Source organism: Mycobacterium shunyiense, from assembly GCF_058270035.1.
This window is the reverse complement of sequence record NZ_JBZDPT010000015.1, coordinates 35,193-51,652: the sequence shown is the minus strand read 5'-3', so window position 1 is coordinate 51,652 and position 16,460 is coordinate 35,193. Positions and strand designations below refer to the sequence as shown.

General features: G+C 66.6%; 15 protein-coding genes. 11 read left to right on the top strand and 4 right to left on the bottom strand.

Features of this window, described 5'->3' with window-relative positions; translation table 11 throughout:
* The first annotated feature begins 177 nt into the window (after positions 1 to 177).
* Complete coding sequence (locus tag AC4ELS_RS10760) at positions 178 to 1,500, top strand: aminotransferase class I/II-fold pyridoxal phosphate-dependent enzyme (RefSeq protein WP_498889301.1); 1,323 nt, start codon at positions 178 to 180, stop codon at positions 1,498 to 1,500.
* Positions 1,501 to 1,611: 111 nt separating this feature from the next.
* Positions 1,612 to 2,244, top strand: coding sequence for a cutinase family protein (locus tag AC4ELS_RS10755; RefSeq protein WP_499047307.1), 633 nt, complete (start codon positions 1,612 to 1,614; stop codon positions 2,242 to 2,244).
* Between the two features lie 82 nt (positions 2,245 to 2,326).
* On the opposite strand, the gene AC4ELS_RS10750 is transcribed toward AC4ELS_RS10755, so the two are convergent.
* Entirely contained in the window at positions 2,327 to 2,923 is a 597-nt protein-coding gene (locus AC4ELS_RS10750; protein ID WP_499047305.1) for a hypothetical protein, read from the bottom strand.
* A 264-nt stretch (positions 2,924 to 3,187) separates the two neighbouring features.
* Between AC4ELS_RS10750 and AC4ELS_RS10745 the strand changes: the two genes are divergently transcribed.
* Complete coding sequence (locus AC4ELS_RS10745) at positions 3,188 to 3,646, top strand: lipoprotein LpqH (RefSeq protein WP_448442135.1); 459 nt, start codon at positions 3,188 to 3,190, stop codon at positions 3,644 to 3,646.
* An 83-nt stretch (positions 3,647 to 3,729) separates the two neighbouring features.
* Positions 3,730 to 5,154: a serine/threonine-protein kinase gene (locus tag AC4ELS_RS10740; RefSeq protein ID WP_448442137.1), complete on the top strand. Its 1,425-nt coding sequence runs from the start codon at positions 3,730 to 3,732 to the stop codon at positions 5,152 to 5,154.
* Here the strand turns inward: AC4ELS_RS10740 and AC4ELS_RS10735 are convergent.
* Both AC4ELS_RS10735 and AC4ELS_RS10730 read right to left on the bottom strand, forming a co-directional pair.
* Positions 5,142 to 5,987: a serine hydrolase gene (locus AC4ELS_RS10735; protein WP_499047303.1), complete on the bottom strand. Its 846-nt coding sequence runs from the start codon at positions 5,985 to 5,987 to the stop codon at positions 5,142 to 5,144. The two genes, AC4ELS_RS10740 and AC4ELS_RS10735, sit on opposite strands and share 13 nt — an antisense overlap.
* A 5-nt stretch (positions 5,988 to 5,992) precedes the next feature.
* The gene (locus AC4ELS_RS10730) at positions 5,993 to 7,126 is read right to left on the bottom strand and encodes an AfsR/SARP family transcriptional regulator (protein ID WP_499047301.1); all 1,134 of its coding nucleotides are present in this window, start codon (positions 7,124 to 7,126) and stop codon (positions 5,993 to 5,995) included.
* 110 nt (positions 7,127 to 7,236) lie between these two features.
* Here AC4ELS_RS10730 and AC4ELS_RS10725 point away from each other — a divergent pair, with 110 nt between their 5' ends.
* From AC4ELS_RS10725 to AC4ELS_RS10700, 6 genes are all read left to right on the top strand, one after another.
* Complete coding sequence (locus AC4ELS_RS10725; protein WP_499047298.1) at positions 7,237 to 9,165, top strand: methyltransferase domain-containing protein; 1,929 nt, start codon at positions 7,237 to 7,239, stop codon at positions 9,163 to 9,165.
* Positions 9,162 to 9,950 carry a glutamate racemase gene (locus AC4ELS_RS10720; RefSeq protein WP_499047296.1) on the top strand — a complete coding sequence of 263 codons (789 nt, stop codon included), beginning with the start codon at positions 9,162 to 9,164 and terminating at the stop codon, positions 9,948 to 9,950. Before AC4ELS_RS10725 ends, AC4ELS_RS10720 begins: the two co-directional genes overlap by 4 nt.
* Before the next feature lie 35 nt (positions 9,951 to 9,985).
* The gene (locus AC4ELS_RS10715; protein WP_499047293.1) at positions 9,986 to 10,429 is read left to right on the top strand and encodes a DUF6636 domain-containing protein; all 444 of its coding nucleotides are present in this window, start codon (positions 9,986 to 9,988) and stop codon (positions 10,427 to 10,429) included.
* A 440-nt stretch (positions 10,430 to 10,869) separates the two neighbouring features.
* Positions 10,870 to 12,423, top strand: coding sequence for a hypothetical protein (locus AC4ELS_RS10710; RefSeq protein ID WP_499047291.1), 1,554 nt, complete (start codon positions 10,870 to 10,872; stop codon positions 12,421 to 12,423).
* 52 nt (positions 12,424 to 12,475) lie between these two features.
* Positions 12,476 to 13,330 carry a viomycin phosphotransferase gene (gene vph, locus AC4ELS_RS10705; RefSeq protein WP_499047288.1) on the top strand — a complete coding sequence of 285 codons (855 nt, stop codon included), beginning with the start codon at positions 12,476 to 12,478 and terminating at the stop codon, positions 13,328 to 13,330.
* A gap of 71 nt (positions 13,331 to 13,401) precedes the next feature.
* Positions 13,402 to 14,544 (top strand): zinc-binding dehydrogenase, encoded by a 1,143-nt coding sequence (locus AC4ELS_RS10700; RefSeq protein ID WP_499047285.1) that lies wholly within the window; start codon positions 13,402 to 13,404, stop codon positions 14,542 to 14,544.
* Here AC4ELS_RS10700 and AC4ELS_RS10695 read toward each other — a convergent pair.
* On the bottom strand, positions 14,535 to 15,743 hold the full coding sequence (locus AC4ELS_RS10695; protein WP_499047283.1) for an alpha/beta hydrolase family protein: 1,209 nt from the start codon (positions 15,741 to 15,743) through the stop codon (positions 14,535 to 14,537). The two genes, AC4ELS_RS10700 and AC4ELS_RS10695, sit on opposite strands and share 10 nt — an antisense overlap.
* 93 nt (positions 15,744 to 15,836) lie before the next feature.
* Here AC4ELS_RS10695 and AC4ELS_RS10690 point away from each other — a divergent pair, with 93 nt between their 5' ends.
* The gene (locus AC4ELS_RS10690) at positions 15,837 to 16,451 is read left to right on the top strand and encodes a TetR/AcrR family transcriptional regulator (RefSeq protein ID WP_499047281.1); all 615 of its coding nucleotides are present in this window, start codon (positions 15,837 to 15,839) and stop codon (positions 16,449 to 16,451) included.
* Positions 16,452 to 16,460 lie beyond the last annotated feature (9 nt).

Genomic DNA, 16,460 nt, shown 5'->3' with positions numbered 1-16,460 from the left:
TCGGGCAGGGTTGCTGGAGGGAGGCCGGGCGGTGGGGCAGGCGTTCGCCGAGCGCTATGGGGGCCAATTGCTTTGCCGAAGGCGGGCATTCCTGTCGTGGCCCGAAGTATGTCAATGGTCGTACCGGGTGGCCCGCTGCGACGCTGCCTGCGAGCCTTGCCAGATAGGGTGCATCATGTGAGTGCTATTAGGGGCACGACTGCGAATGCGATCGCCGAGAGTATCCGCGATTTGGTGCTCCGAGGGGACTTCGAACCGGGTTTCGTGCTGCCACCGATTCGCGTCTTGGCCTCCGACCTCGACGTCAACCGCAACACCGTGGCAGCCGCGTACCGGCAGTTGGTGGCGGCCGGAGTGGCCGAAGGTCAGGGGCGTCTGGGTACCACCATTGCCAAGATCCCAGAACTCGATACCGAGTATCCGCTGGAGCCGAGCCTGGTCGACCTGGCCAGCGGCAACCCAGATCCGGATTTGCTGCCAGACCTACGGCAGGTGCTCAACCGGATGGATTACCGCCCGGTGCTCTACGGAGCACCACCCATCAGCGCTGGTTTGCTGAAAGTCGGGTCCGCGATGTTCGAGGGCGACGTCTCCGGGGCTGAAATCGCGGTGACCCACGGTGCGGTCGACGCGGTGGAGCGCGTGCTCAACAGTTGCTTGACCCGCGGCGATGCCGTGGCCATCGAAGACCCGTGCTTCCTGTCCAGCATCGGAACCGTGCGCCTCAACGGTTATCGGCGGGCCCCGGTCTTCCTCGACGAGCATGGGATGACGGCCGAGGGTCTGCGCGTCGCACTCGCCGAGCGCCGAGCGCGGGCGGTGATCCTGACCCCTAGGGCGCACAACCCGACAGGCGCAAGCCTCACCGCGGTTCGCGCCGCGGAATTACGGGAGGTCTTGGCCGACTATCCGGAAGTCCTTGTGATAGAAGACGACTACTTGTCGATCGTGTCCTCGTCGCGGTACCACCGGGCCACCCCGGACAGTACAAAACACTGGGCGCTGATCCGTTCGCTCGCCAAACCGCTCGGCCCGGATCTGCGACTGGCAGTGGTGGCCTCCGACGCCCAGACCGCACAAATCCTCGGCGCACGACTGCGCGCAGGCAAGACGTGGGTGAGCCATGTGTTGCAGGATGCTGCCGCCTATCTGTTGGCTGATCCCGAGGTGCTGGCCGGGGTCGAACGAGCTCGGCGTGCGTACGCCAAACGCAGCGCGATGCTGGTAAAAGCACTTGCAGCAGAAGGTATTACGGCGGCAGGTAAGCCTGATGGTCTCAACATGTGGATCGATCTTCCCAACGCCGAGAGCGTTGACGAGGTGGTCACACGGCTGGCGCGAGCCAACTGGGCGGTGCAGTCCAGTCAGCTTTTCGCAGTGGACCCGTACCGGCCCCGGCATGGCATCCGAGTCACGTCGGCGACGATCGACCGGCAGCTGGCAGAGCAGTTTGCTGCCAAACTCGCCGAGATCTTCGAGGCACTCGGAATCTCACGCTAGACCGTCGCGGCATGCGCGGGTCGTGATGACGACACGCTTCACATCGGTCACCCCGAACCCCTCATACATGGTGGTTCACCGATCGGGGGAACGGCCCTACGATCGGTGGGTATGACCAGTAAGCCTGCATTGATTCTGGCGTTCGCGGCATTCGCCGCAGCTGTCCCCGTGGTTGCGTCTGCGTCGGCCCAAGCCGCACCGTGTCCCGATGTCGAGGTGGTGTTCGCCCGCGGCACCAACGAGCCCCCGGGCCTGGGCAGTGTCGGTGGTCCGTTCGTCGACGACCTGCGTGCGCGGGTGGCGCCGCGCACCGTCGACGCAGCCGCCGTCGATTACCCGGCGACCAACGACTTCAACACCAGCACCCCAGCGGGTACTGATGCGGCGCGGTCCCTCATCGAGTCCGTCGCGGCCAGCTGTCCGAACACGAAGATGGTGCTCGGCGGCTACTCACAGGGCGCGGCGGTCATCGAAAAGGCCACCAACGAGGCGTCTCCTCAGGTCGCCGACCATGTCGCGGCCACCGCACTGTTCGGTACACCGCTCACCAGCTTCTCGGGACTTCTGGCCGCTGGGCAGACGCTGCCGGTGCTGGCACCGCAGTACACGGCCAACTCCATCGCCCAGTGCAACGAGGGCGATCCGATCTGCTGGGAAGGCGGCTGGGACATGGGTGCCCACGTGTCCTATGTGCAGTCCGGGAAGGTCGCGCAGGCAGCCGATTTCGCGGCCGGCAAGGTCTAGCCGAACCGCCCAACCTGAGCTTGTGTGCGAGATTGTGGCCGAATCTCGCACACAACTTCAGACTCGCGGGCTGACGCCCGGCTCAGTTGAGCCTGCGGACGTTCTGGGCGCTCACGGCGGAGCCGTCCCACCGCAGATCGGCAGCCATCTTGATGGTGGGACAGCACTCGCCATCGTTGGGTCCGTTGGCCAGCCAGTTCACGTGCGCCACACCATCACTGATCGACAGGTCGGTCACAACCTCGCGGCTGTGCGTGAGGTCGCCCAGGTTCACCCCACCCAACAGCGTCGGCCCGGCCGTGTAGAGCTGCACGGTCTCTGGCCACGGCACCCCACCGGCGCTGCAGTCGGTCACCATGGCGGCATCGGTGTTGGCGCCGCCGGTGAGGTTGCCGAACGCGACCTTGTAGCTCCGGTCCGGCTCATCGTTTCTCTGGGCGATTCTCACCGAACCGGGATGCGAATCCTGCGGCGGTAGTTGCCCGTTCACCAGGTTGCCCGGGTCGTGCTGGCACAGCGCGGGCACCGGTGCGGACAGCAAGTCCTGCAGCGTGACCGACCTGCCGGCGGCCGGGGCCGCGGGAGACGGGTCGGCGCAGCCTGTCACCGACGCGAACACGCCGGCCACCAGTACGCCGACCACACCCGTCAGCCTGATCATCGAGTTTCCGATCTTCATGTGTTCCACCTCAAAGCGTCTTCCAGGTCAGCGCACGCCGCATTTTGGCGCCGGGCTGGGTCGTCAAGACTGCGCGCAGTTTTGACGACCCAGTGCGCCAGGTAGTCCGGTGCCAGCCGATTGACGTCCCGGGCGTCGCTATCTTGCACGCTCATCTGTCAAGGGTCCTGCAGGGAACGAGAGATGCGTAGCGTAGTCGGCTACGCAATTCTCGGGTCCCGCATTCCGGTCGCTCCCGCGCTACAGCCGGTCCATACTGCACAAATGCGTGCCCGGGCCGGTATCGCGGCGCCGACGGCTGCGATCGCACTGTTGACGGGATGTACGTCGGGGGTCGGTCTGTCCGACGTGAAGATCGTGATCGACGGTGATGCCCACACCCTGGCCGCGCAGGTCACCTGCACCCGGTTCCCCGACGGCAACCTGCTGATCTATGCCTCGCCGTCGGCGACGAATCACCGACAGAGTGTGCGGCTCATGCTGGCGACGACACACCGCCTGGTCGTCACGGCAGCGGGCTTCCATATCCCCGAAAGCAGTGGATTCACCAAGGACTCGCAGGAGATGACGGCCATCAAGGTCGACGACGTCTACACGGTCAGCGGACGGATGCCTGCCGAGGAAGGGCACGGGTGGCGCCAGGTCAAGATCGAGATAGCCTGCCCCGGGTACCAACAGCCGAAAGGCCGACCTGACACCGTGCCCGCGATCGGAAGCCCCTGACCAGACATGGTCGGTAATCATCTGCATCGCGTGGCCTCACAGGCGATACTGCGTCTATAGCGAACGATCAGGGGAGATTGGAAGTGGATTCGCGCGTCGGTACGACGTTCGGCAAGTACTCGATCACACGCCTGTTGGGCAAGGGCGGGATGGGGGAGGTGTACGAGGCCTTCGATGCGGACAAGAACCGGACCGTGGCCTTGAAGATCCTTGCCGATCAGTACTCCAACGACGCCATCTTCCGTACCCGGTTCCAGCGGGAATCGCATGCGGCGGCCGTCTTGCAGGAACCGCACGTCATCCCCATTCATGACTGGGGCGAGATCGACGGCAGCCTCTACATCGACATGCGGTTGGTGCAGGGTGCGACGCTGTCGGATCTGATCTCCGACGGTCCGCTGGAACCGGCGCGCGCGGTGGCTATCATCAACCAGATCGCGGCTGCCCTGGACGCTGCGCACGCGGCGGGGTTGATCCACCGCGACATCAAGCCGCAGAACATCATCGTCACGCCGGCCGATTTCGCCTACCTAGTCGACTTCGGTATCGCCGAGAGCGAGGGCGACAGCCGGCTGACCACCGAGGGATCGCGCATCGGCACGATGAATTACATGGCGCCCGAACGGTTCACGGGGCAGACGGTGACGCCGGCGGTCGACTCGTACTCGCTGGCGTGCGTGCTGTACGAGTCGTTGACCGGTTATCCTCCGTTCCCCGGCGACAACCTCGAAAATCTGCTCGCAGCACACATTTCCGCACCGCCTCCGCGCCCCAGCGTCACGAATCCCGCGGTGCCCTCCACTCTCGACGATGTGGTGGCTCGGGGCATGGCCAAGGACCCCGACGACCGGTACGGGTCCGCGGGTGCATTGGGCCGGGCAGCCCAACGTGCGCTGCAGGCCGGCTCGGCGCCGACGACCCTGCCGCACCAGGCGCCGACGCTCGCCGCCCCCACGTTCAGTCCACCGCCGGTCCAACATGAGGAGCCCGCCCATTCCGAGCCCCGCCGGCGTGGCTGGGTGCTGCCGACCGTCATCGCCGTGGCGGCCGCGCTGATCCTCGGCGGCCTCGGCGTTGTGATCGGCATGCTTGCCACCGACGTCGGCCAGCCCTCGGACACACCGCCTTCCGCGTATGGCAAGGATCCGGGGCAGGACGGAGGTCCGCTGCCGCCGCTGGTTACCGGTCCCGATCAGAGCAGCTTGCACCAGACCTGCGACGACGGTTTCGCAGCCACCACCGCTAGCGGGTTCGGTAGCCGCGCGGGACGCGGAACACCGGAAACCTCATGCCTTTTCACCAACAGTGTGCTGACGTCGTACTGGGCCGAATACGGCAACGCGAGCCCGCTGCCGCGCGCGGTGTCGGCCCCCGGTGCCGTGGACTGCGGCAGGGTGCCCGGTGCACTGTGCGACGGCTCCAATTTCCTTATGCACTGCCAGCAGTCCTCGGGCGAGAACTGGATCACCTGCACGGGCGGCAAGAACGCCCGCGTCTACCTCTGGTGAGCCGGGCAGTCACCGGCGGGCAATGCGGCCAGCCGTTGTCGCAGCCAGTTGGCCATCGTGGTGAGTGCGGCGGTGCCGTCCTCGAATTTCCCCGAGTGCGGTAACGCGGCCAGCGCCACCGCCACTGTTCCGGTCGGGGTGGTCAGCACCCCGATCTGACGCACCAGGTAACCGCCCGTGGGTGACGGGCCCCAGCCGCCCTTGAACCGGCTGCCCCCGATCGTGCCGAGACCCCACCGCTGATCGGGCTCGACCCGGCCCATCAGGTCGAACACCGGAGCATTCGCCTTGTCGCACACGGCCACCGAGGTAAACCGTGCCTGGTCGGCCAGCGGCCAGTCGGTCTGTCCCGACGCGCTGAACTCGGGCCGAATGCGTTGCGATTGGACGATCGTCGGGTCACCGGCCTGCCGCAGCACCGCCTCGACTTTGTCGGTAGCTTCGGCCGGGGTGCCCAGGCTCTCCCAGATCGTCTCGGCGGCGGCATTGTCGGATTGGGTGATGGCCGCGGTCATCGCTTCGGTGATCTGTGGCGGCACCTGGGCGCGCAGCGCGGCGATGATCAGCGGCACCTTGATCGTCGACCAGGCGGGGCCGCTCTGCCAGTCGCCCAACGACATTGGTACCTGCCCGGGACCGACGCCACTCAGCGCGATCCCCGCCGTGGCGTGCAGTCCGGTCTCCAACTGGGTGAACTCCGCGGCCAGTGACGCGGTGGGGGCAGAGCGGCCCGTGTTCGGGCGCCGGGTGAGGTGTGTGCCGACGATGACCCCTGCGACAAGGGCAAGCGTCGCGAAGACGGCGATGAGAGCCCATAACCGACCGCTGCGCATCGATGTCACGGTGCAGCGCTTTGAAGTTCGAAGGTGAACTCGCGGCCGCCGATGCGGATGTGGTCGCCATCGCCGACGGTGGCGCTGGGATGGATGCGTTCCTGCCGCACCTGCACACCATTGGCCGACTGCAGGTCGGTGATGAAGAAACTGCTTCCGGTGTCGATGATCACGGCATGGTGGCGGCTGATCTCGGCATCGTCGAGCACGATGTCGTTGTCGGGTAGCCGACCGATGCGGGTGACGTTCGGCTTCAACGGGTATCGGCGTCCGTCGGCATCGTGCAGCGCGGCGGCCGACGAACCACGGCCGACGGCGGTGCGTCCGGCGCTGACGGTGCGCGCAGCGGTGGCCATGGCGACCTGCCGGATGTCGAGGCGCTCCTGACGCAGGATCCGCGCATGCAGAGCGCTGAGCGTGGGCCCGGGGTCGATGCCGAGTTCGTCGGCCAGCACTGATTTGACGCGCCGATAGGCTTCCAGCGCATCGGACTGCCGCTCCGCTTGGTAGTAGGCGGTGATCAGTTGAGCCCATACGGGTTCGCGGTACGGATGCCTGGCGACGAGGTCTTCGAGATCGGCGATGACGGTTGCGGCGCGTCCGCAGGCGATCTCGGCCTCGGCACGGCTGGTGTGCACCACCACGTGGTCCTCGGTCAGGGCCGCGGCGAAGGTGTCGGCGAACCGGAATCCGCGGAGATCCTCGAGGACGTCGCCACGCCATTGCGCCAGCGCTGCGGCCAGGTGCGTGCCGGCTGACTCGAACCGCCCTGCCGCAGCGGCGGTTATCCCCGCGGACTTCTCGGCGATGAACCGGTCCAGATCGCACCTGCCGACAGCTACGTTGAGCCGATAACCGGGAGCCGCTTTGACGAGCGTGGCATGCGTATCCCGGTCGGAGCCGCCGAGCAGCCGGCGCAAGTTGGAGACGTGCGTGTGGATGGTGGCGCGGGCCGCGGGCACCGGTTCGCCGTCCCAGACGGCGTCGATCAGCGATTCGGTGCTGATCGCCCGATTGCGATTGATGAGCAGGAATGCCAACACCGCACGCTGTTTGGGCGTGCCCAGCGCAACATTCGCGTCGTCCACGGTGACCTGCAGCGGCCCCAGCAGGCCGAACCCGAGCACAGTGTCGCTCATCGCCTGCCTTCCCGGTGTTCGGCGCGGTCCGCATCCCATTGTGACGCCGGGCGGCGCTACCGCAAGGATCCGTTGAGAATCCTGCAAGGTGTCGGCGTCATCGTTCCGGCATGACCACGATTTCGCACCTCCCCGCTCGGTACGACGACACTGCCGGACTGGATTCGCTGCTCGACGACTTGGCCGGCGTCGCGGCCAAGGGAGAGGTCCCGGAGTCGGACCTGTTGGCCCGGGTCACCGGTGTGCGCACGGCGCTGGCCGCCATGGCGGCCCACCCGAACGACGGTGAGCCCTACTCCCGGACGATCTTGCGCGTCGATGACGAGGTCGAGATCATGCTGGCCCGGTGGCGACCCGGGCAGCGCTGCGCACCCCACGACCACGGCGGGGCAGGCGGTTTCGTCATCGTCCTGCAAGGCCGGTTCGAGGAGCGGCGCTTCGACTGGGACGGTCCACGGTTGTCCGTCATCAGCAGCACCGAGCACCACACCGGCGAGGTCACGAGCATCACCAGCGAGGTGATCCACGATATGGCCGGCTTGGATGGGGGATTGACCCTGCATTTCTACAGTCCGCCCGCGACCAGCATGCGGGTGTTCGATCTGGATCGCTCCGAGATGTTGGAGTTGGTCGGCAACTATGGAGCCTGGATTCCGCGAGAGCCGCACCCACGCGTCCCGTTCGCCCAGATATCCCCCGAAACACTGGCTGCACCGGTGATCTGGGTGGCACACACCACGCACTACCGGGGCGGATCGGCAGAGTTCGCGGTGGCCGCGGCGACCATGGCGCGTGAGCTGGCCGCCGCCCATCCCGATGCCGAGATCATCATGTCGGGCCTGCATCACAAGGCCGACTTCACCGCGCAGGTCACCCGACTGACCGAGGCAGGCCGCGTCATCGACCAGTTGCACCTCATCAGCCATTCCGGAATGTACGGCCCGATGTTCGGATCGACCGACTGGCCCGAGCAGTTCTCACCGCACGAATGGCGTTCGATGACAATCCCGTTCACCGAAACGGGCCGCGCCTACTTTCATGCCTGCCGCACCGCACGCTGGTTCGCGCCGTTCTTCGCCAACGTGTTCGGCGTACCCGCGTTCGGAAACCGCAACTACACCACGGTGTCGACGCGCAAGGACCGGTTCTCCTGGGCGGGACGCCGTCCCGTAACCCGCCCCGACCTCTACCTGATCGACGCGCCGGGACGGAAGTCGCACGGGCCACTGGGCGCCGCCCGCAAGTATCTCGGAGCCGCAGCACAGCCACCGGTGCTCAGCATGCCCGACCACGCCGGTTCCGTCGGCTCGTACGATCCGGTGGCCGAACTCTATGACCGTGCCTACGCTGACATCAGGGTGCGCGGCACCGAGTGGCGGTGGGTGTCCGAACGCGCCGCACACGCCCGGGCTGAACTCGGGCGGGGGCTACGGGTACTTGAAATCGGCTGCGGCACTGGTGCGTTGTTGCGTGCATTGGACGACGAGGACGTACTCGACTTCGGCATCGGCGTGGACATCTCCTCGGGCATGCTTGCCCAGGCGCGCAACCGTGGCCGGCATCGCTCCCGGCTGCGGTTCACCGCTGTCGATGGTCCGCAGCTCGACCTCCCCGACGATCACGTCGACGTGGTGATCTGCTTTCTGTCGTTCCGGTACCTGGATTGGGATCCGGTGATGGCCGAGATCCGCCGGGTACTGGCGCCCGGCGGACAGCTCTGGGTGGTCGACATGGTGGAGCACCCGATACGGGTTCGCGAACTGCCGGTGCTGGCCCGGTCGGCGCTCGAGCACATGCGCACCCGTCGGGCCCGACCGCAGTTCGCCGCCGATCTGACTGCCTTGACCGGCCATCCGGCATGGCGGGAGATGCTGCGGCACAATCCGATCCGCGCCGAACACGAGTACCGCTGGTACTTCGCCAGCCGGTTCCCCGGCACACAGTTGCGGCTGCTGACCGCGACGCCGTCACAACGGGTGTTGGCCTTCGACTCCGGACCCCTCGACAAGGGGCTCACGGCCCCGCTGACCTACCCATGACGCCGCCGGCGTGCCTCGGCATCGTCGACTGGGGCATCGGAGGTATCGGGCTGGTGCGCGAACTGGACCGGCATGTGCCCGCATTACCGGTGTTGTACTGGTCGGACGCCGGTGCCACGCCCTACGGCCGGATGTGCAGCGCGGACCTGACGGCCCGGCTCCACGCCGTGGTCTCCGAACTCGCCCGCCGCGGGGCCGCCGAAGTGGTGCTGGCCTGCAATGCGGCGAGCACGGTCGCCCCGCGCCTGAGTCGGGCGCCGGTTCCGGTGGAGGGCATCATCCGTCATGGCCTGGCGTCGGTGCCCGATCATGTCCGGGGACCCGTCGGCGTCGTCGGCGGGCGCCGCACCATCGCCAGCGGCTGTTACCGGCGCGGGCTGGCCCGGCCCGGTCGCGAGGTGCTGTCCCGGGTGGCGCAACCGTTGTCGGCCCACATCGAGGCGGGCCGCAGCGGCTCACCGGGATTCGTCGCCGACCTGCGCCGGATCGTGGCCCCGCTGCAGCGAGCCCAGGCCGTGGTCTTGGCGTGCACCCACTACCCGGCCGCGAGCGACTGGTTCGCCGACGCCTTGCCCGACGCCACGCTGATCGACCCGGTCGAGCGGCTGGCCGCCGCGATCGCCGCGCGCCATCCCCCCGCACAGACGGGCCCAGTAGCCGCAAGGACCTATCTGACCAGCGGTGACGCCGAAGCCATGCGGCGAGGTGCGGCGCTCGCCTGGGGAGTGGAACTCGTCGCCGAATCGGCCGCCACCGCCGACGAACTCAGCACAAGATTCCATTGAGAATTCTGCAAGACGGTCCCCGCATGCTCGACGCCATGAGCACACAACCGCGTCACCTCATCCCGTTCGTCACCGCGGCGGCCGCCCTCATCGCCCTTCCCACCACCGCGAACGCCTGCCCGCCACCACCCAAGTTCGTCACCCCGTCGGGCAACATCTGGTGCCTGGTCCCGAACGGCTTCGACGGCAGCAACGGCGTCGTCTGCGAGATCCGGGACCACACCTACACCCCGCCGGCCAAGCCCGCGGACTGCCATCTGGACTGGGGCGACCGCGTCAGCCTGAAACCGGGCAGCACTCCCGAGGTGCACTGCCACGGCGACACCATCTTCGACAACGGAATGCCCACGCTGGCCTACGGTCAGACGCGCTCGGCCGGACCGATGAAGTGCGAGTCGCAACCCGCGGGTGTCACCTGCACCGACACCGGCACCGGACACTTTTTCCGGATGTCGCGTGATTCGCTCGAACTCGGCTAGGGCTCTCGAGGCGATCTCGCCGAATCCCGTCCGACGGAGCGCCGACCCCCGCTAGCGTGACAAAGGTCGAGTTCGATGTAACGGGGGGACTAATGACGCGTGTCGCAGCGTGGGTGGGTGCTGGAGTTTTCACAGCCGGACTATCGGCGGCCGTACTCGCCGGCGCAGGGACAGCACACGCCGACGATGACGGCGGGTCAAAGCGCGATGCGAAGCCGGCGGCCACACACAACGCGTCCAACCAGAAAACGCAGAAACCGAAACCACGCGCGGTGAAGCCGCGGCCGACAGCGGCGCTATCGACGGCGGCCACAGACACCCAGCGCACGACCAAACAGCGCAGGGTTGAAACTCAACGGCCCATCCGCCAGCTCGCCGATTCAGTCCAGGCCAAGGTGCGCAACGAGATTCGGCAGGCGACCCGCGGCGAGCGGAACCCGGTGAGCGTCGTGGGCGGCCCCGACGCTGAAGCGCCTTCGAGCGACGTCGAGGTGCGGGTCCGGCCGCCGATAAGCATCAGGTCCGCCATTGCCGCGCAACGTGAGCGCCTCCATCCGTCGGTGGAGGGTGCCGCACCGGCAACCCAACAACGCGATATCCAGGTCACGAGGACGCTGCGGGACGTCTTGAAGTCGGCCATCCCGGAACAGTCCAAAACCGAAGGCGTAGTCGACCTCGCCGCGGCCACCCCGGCCCACGGTGATCCCATCGAGGCGATCCACGATGTGATTCGCAGCCTCGGCGCCCTGACGCTCAATCCCGAACCGCAGAACTATCCCAAGCCGCTGTCGGTGATCACCGGTGTCGTGTTCGATACCGTCGCCGCGTTGGAACGAATCGTCGGTGGCGACCCGGTGGTCCCGCCGGGCCTGCGTGACTCGGTCGAGGTCAGCACCTCCACCCTGGTGATCTCCGAAGGCCATGAAGTCGAATCCAACTGGTATTTCCCCACATCCGCCAACGGTGAGCCACCAACCCGGTTGATCTACCTGCAGCACGGCTTCCTGGCCAACGGGCCGCTCTACAGCTACACCGCCTCCTATCTGGCCCAGTCGACCAACAGCATCGTCGTCACCACCACGTTCACGTCGAACCCCTTCGAGGCCGACGGCATGTGGCTCGGTGGAGACAATCTGCACGAGGCGGTCGCCCAGCTGTTCCTCGATCCTGACCGCACCGCCCTCAACGCCAGCATGGACACGGCGGAGCTGAAGGCCGGCCGGCCGGAGAATCTCGATGTGCCGACGCAGTTCGTCCTCGTCGGACACTCGTTGGGCGGCGGGTTCGCCCCTGGGGTCGCCGGGTACTACGCCGAAGGTTTGACCCGCCGGCGCGATCAGGGGCTGGATGCGCCCAACGACCTTGCCGGCGTGGTGATCTACGACGCGGTGCCGATGGGCTCGATCATTCCCGACGCCATGGAGCGGCTCGACCAACTGGAGACGAACGGGACCGCTGACCCGAGTGACGACGACCCGAACGACTACATCCCGATCTATGAGATCGGTGCGCCGCTGAACTTCCTGAACGTATTCAGCGACGTCAACGACCAGCTCACGGAAGCCCGACCCGGGCAGTTCACCGGCGTGGTGCTCGAAGGCGGCGTACATATGGACCCGATGCAGGGCGGCAACCCGTTGATTCAGGCCACCGCTTACCTCATCGCCGGGTTCCCGCAGCCGCAGAACCCGCTGGCCGTGCGTGAGCTGTCCGCCGGGTGGATCAACGACATGTTCGACGAGAAGATCGACCCCACCACTGGGACGTGCCACACCGACTGCGCCGGGCAGTACGGCGACGGCGATGACTCGTTCACCATCTCCACCGACAAGGGCGACGCCGTGGCGGTGCTGATCGGCACGCAGAAGGCCACTGATCTCACGTCATTGCGTGCCATCAGCGCCACTGACTTCATCTCCGCGATCCCCGCCGGTGTACTCAACGGCCTACAGACGACTTGTGATCTGTTCACCGGGGACAAATGTTCGGTGTAGCCGACCTTGCGTAGTCGTTCGTAGCGTTCGCCGGGTGGAACCATGGGGGTTCATGAGCGTCGTTGCGGCACACCGAACTCTGCTGCGTCGTCTGTTGCCCGACGACCATCCCGACGACCTTTCGGTACGCCAAGGGCAATTCCACATCGTCGTCATCGGAGCGGATTGTGTCGTTTGTCTTCCTCGCACCCGCGCTGCAGCTGACCGGCTGCCCGGGCGGGCGACCTCACTACGCACACTCGCCGCCCTCGGGCTCGGTTTCCGCACACCTGAACCGCTCCTCCAGAGCGGTGCGGATGAGACGCCATTCCTACTGCTCAGCAGAATTCCCGGGGAACCGCTTGAAAACGACGCGCTCGAAGATGACCGGGTGGTCGAAGCCGTGGCGGGGGAGTACGCCACGTTGCTGTCGGCTCTGGCCCGAGCAGGCACCAACGAGACAGTCCGAGCAGAGCTCCCTGAGGCCCCGGAAGGCCGATGGCGCGAATTCGCCGAGAGCGTACGCGCGGAGCTGTTCCAGCTCATGTCCCGCGACGGGCGCCTACGGGCTGAGCGAGAACTCGCAGCACTCGACGACCTTCCCCATCTCACCCAAGCAGTCGTACACGGTGACCTCGGTGCTGAGAATGTGTTGTGGGAGTGGCGGGATGGCGTGCCACACCTTTCTGGAGTCATCGACTGGGACGAGGTAACCCTCGGTGACCAGGCCGAGGACTTCGCAGCGATCAGCGCCGGCTACAGTCGCGAGTTTCTTGAGCGAGTACTCGCCCTACGCAGTTGGTCAAGCCATGCGCTCGCCGATCGAATTGCCCCCATCCGCGAGACATTCGCTCTGCAACAAGCCCTCTACGCAATCCGCGACGGCGACGAGGAAGAACTTGTTGACGGTCTTGCCGGCTACCGCTGAGGTGAATTCCGCATCAACGTTCTGAACTGAAGCACGGGTGTAGAGCCTCGCGACGGACGTAGTGTTCAAGCATGACCGAAGCCCTGCCCAAGACTGCCCTGGAACTCCGGTCGCTGGTGACCGATAACGGCACGCTCGAGTTGTCGCTGCACGAGGTTGCGGTGCCCACTCCGGCGCAGGACGAAGTGGTGGTCCGGGTCGAAGCCTCACCGATCAACCCGTCGGATCTGGGTCTGCTGATTCCCAGCGCCGCCGACATGTCGGCGGCCACGGTCGCGGGCACGCCGGACCGGCCCGTCGTCACCGCGCCACTGCGCGACGGGGCACTGGCCGGGATGGCGGCACGCGTCGGCATCTCGCTTCCGGTGGGCAACGAAGGCGCGGGCACGGTGGTGGCGGCGGGGGAGTCGGCGCAGGCACAAGCGCTACTCGGTAAGACAGTCGGGATCGCTGGTGGCGCGATGTACGCGCAGTACCGGGTGGTCAAGGCCGAGGCGTGTCTCGTGCTGCCCGAGGGGGCCAGCGCCAAAGACGGTGCGTCGTCGTTCGTCAACCCGCTGACGGCGCTGGGCATGCTGGAAACCATGCGCCGCGAAGGACATTCGGCTCTGGTTCACACGGCCGCGGCGTCGAACCTCGGCCAGATGCTCGTCAAGGCGTGCCTGGCCGACGGTGTGCCGCTGGTCAACATCGTCCGCAAGGCCGAGCAGGAGGAGATCCTGCGCGGCCTCGGCGCGGTCCATGTCTGCAATTCGTCGTCGCCGTCGTTCGAGACGGATCTCGTCGAGGCGCTCAGGGCGACATCGGCGACGCTGGCGTTCGACGCCACCGGCGGTGGCACGTTGGCGAGCCAGATTCTCAACGGCATGGAGCGGGCCGCCAACGCGACTGCCGCGCAGTACTCCCGCTACGGGTCGAGCGTCCACAAGCAGGTGTACATCTACGGCAGCCTCGACACCGGCCCCACCGTGCTGACCCGAAACTTCGGGATGGCCTGGGGCGTCGGGGGTTGGCTGCTCACCCCGTTCCTCGCCGGTGCCGGCCCGGAGACCATCGCCCGGCTGCGCGCCCGTGTCGCCGCGGAACTCACCACGACGTTCGCGAGCGCATACACCCAAGAGGTCTCACTGGCCGGCATGCTCAAACCCGAGGCGTTCAACAGCTACCTGCAGAAGGCCACCGGCGAGAAATACTTGGTGACCCCTCAAGCCTGAGCGCCCAACTGTTCGTCGAGCCAGTCGAACATGACCTGGTTCGCGCGCGATGCGGCACCCATATGGCAGTGCTCGCCGGCGCCGTCGGCCTCGTAGAGCGTCACCAGGGTGGTCTTCGCGTTGACCATCGCCTCGGCCGCCCGTGCCGGCTCGCCCTTGAAGAACTGGTCGTTCTCGGCATCGAGCACCAGCACCGGGGAGGTGATGCGGTCAGCCACGTCGGCGATCGTGTAGGCCTTGAAAGCCCGGGCCAGCTCGGCGGGTGATTCGATTCCCAACGCCCACAGCCCGTTTCGCACCGCCCAGCGGGTCTGGGTGTTGACGGCCATCAGCAGTCCGAGCACCGCCTCGGCGGCCTCGTCATTACCCTCGTCGACCCACTTGGACAGGAACGGCGGCATCATTTTGGTCAAGGCCGAGTGGAAGTCGTAGACACCGTCGTTGAGGATGACGGCGGCGAGCCTGTTCTCGAAGGCCGCTGCGCGGGCCACCAGATAGCCGCCGAGGCTGTAGCCGAACACCGCGATCGCGTTGGGTGCGATCTCAGGCCGTGTGAGGGCGAAGTCGACCACCGGGGTCAGCACGGCCTCCCAGTCGGACCGGAACGTCAGGCCCTGCTCACGCAACGTGGCGCCCTGACCGGGTCCGTCGAACGCCAGCACGTTGTACCCGCGCACCAGGGCTCCGGCCGCAAGCGCGACGTAGGACTCTTCGAGAGTGGAGTCGTACCCACCGTTGAAGATGACGGTGGGGCGGGGGACTCCGGAGTTGTCGACCAGGTACAGGTAGCCGGGCAGCGTGGTGTCCCGGTACGGGATGGCGATGCGTTCGAAACCGAAGCCGAACAATGACATTGACTCCAGGAACGTCTCGCGCGAGCGGTTGAACAGTTCCTTGGCCTCGGGATCATGGGCAGGGCGTTCGCGGAGGTAGAACTCCGCGGTGCGGTAATAGTTCGACGCCCGCAGCAACGCCTCACGCGCGCTGACTGTATGACCCGCGGCCAGCGATTGGCGGCCGAGGGCCTCGACCCGCTGCGCGGTCGCCTTCCATTCGCGATGCCAGGCGGCCTCATCACCTTCGGGGATGGCTCGGGCGGTCACCAGGATCTCGCCCAGATCGGCGCCGCCGGCATTGGCGTACCCGGCTGCGCGAAGCGTTTCGAACGAGAACGATTCGTCGTCGAACAGGAACTTCATGGCTTCTCCTTAACGAAACGGAACTGCATCGTCTCGATTAGGCTAGATCGCGATTAAACGGAACGCAACCGTTCCGTCTCGTAGAATCTGCCCGTGGCCACAGCAGCGCGCCGGACCTCCGGCGGTCCCGTCCTTCTCGACGACGTGACCGCTGCGATCGAGTCCGCGTTCTTCGAGGAACTGGCCGCCGTCGGCTACGGTCGGCTGTCCGTCGACGCCGTCGCCAAACGGGCCGGAGTCGGCAAGGCCGCCATCTACCGCCGCTGGAAATCGAAGCAGGACCTGGCCGTCGACCTGGTGACCAAGGTGGCCGTTGCCGCGATCGATGTCCCCGACACCGGCACCCTTCGAGGCGACATCCGGGCGTACCTGCGGAACGGACGCGAGGCGCTCACCCATCGGCTGGCCCGCACCATCATCCCGGATTTGCTCGCCGAGGCCGCCCGCGATCCCGACTATTCAGCCACGATCGCCGGCCAGATCCGAGAACCCCGGCGTTTCAAGGCCGCTCAGCTGTTCGAGAGGGCCCGCTCGCGCGGCGAGATCGCCGACGACGCCGACATCGATGTTGCGCTCGACATGATCGGGGGAGCGTTGTACTGGCGCCAGTCGGTCATGCAGGTCGACGCCGACGACGACTACCTGGACCGGTTGACCGAAGCCATCATGACTCTGGTCGGTACCGACTCACGGTCCGCGCAGCGCTGAACAGCATTC

Coding starts and splice junctions, on each gene's coding strand:
- AC4ELS_RS10750 (WP_499047305.1), bottom strand. CDS start 2,923: ATGAAGATCGGAAACTCGATGATCAGGCTGACGGGTGTGGTCGGCGTA.
- AC4ELS_RS10700 (WP_499047285.1), top strand. CDS start 13,402: ATGACCGAAGCCCTGCCCAAGACTGCCCTGGAACTCCGGTCGCTGGTG.
- AC4ELS_RS10735 (WP_499047303.1), bottom strand. CDS start 5,987: ATGCGCAGCGGTCGGTTATGGGCTCTCATCGCCGTCTTCGCGACGCTT.
- AC4ELS_RS10720 (WP_499047296.1), top strand. CDS start 9,162: ATGACGCCGCCGGCGTGCCTCGGCATCGTCGACTGGGGCATCGGAGGT.
- AC4ELS_RS10715 (WP_499047293.1), top strand. CDS start 9,986: ATGAGCACACAACCGCGTCACCTCATCCCGTTCGTCACCGCGGCGGCC.
- vph (WP_499047288.1), top strand. CDS start 12,476: ATGAGCGTCGTTGCGGCACACCGAACTCTGCTGCGTCGTCTGTTGCCC.
- AC4ELS_RS10745 (WP_448442135.1), top strand. CDS start 3,188: ATGCGTGCCCGGGCCGGTATCGCGGCGCCGACGGCTGCGATCGCACTG.
- AC4ELS_RS10695 (WP_499047283.1), bottom strand. CDS start 15,743: ATGAAGTTCCTGTTCGACGACGAATCGTTCTCGTTCGAAACGCTTCGC.
- AC4ELS_RS10730 (WP_499047301.1), bottom strand. CDS start 7,126: ATGAGCGACACTGTGCTCGGGTTCGGCCTGCTGGGGCCGCTGCAGGTC.
- AC4ELS_RS10755 (WP_499047307.1), top strand. CDS start 1,612: ATGACCAGTAAGCCTGCATTGATTCTGGCGTTCGCGGCATTCGCCGCA.
- AC4ELS_RS10725 (WP_499047298.1), top strand. CDS start 7,237: ATGACCACGATTTCGCACCTCCCCGCTCGGTACGACGACACTGCCGGA.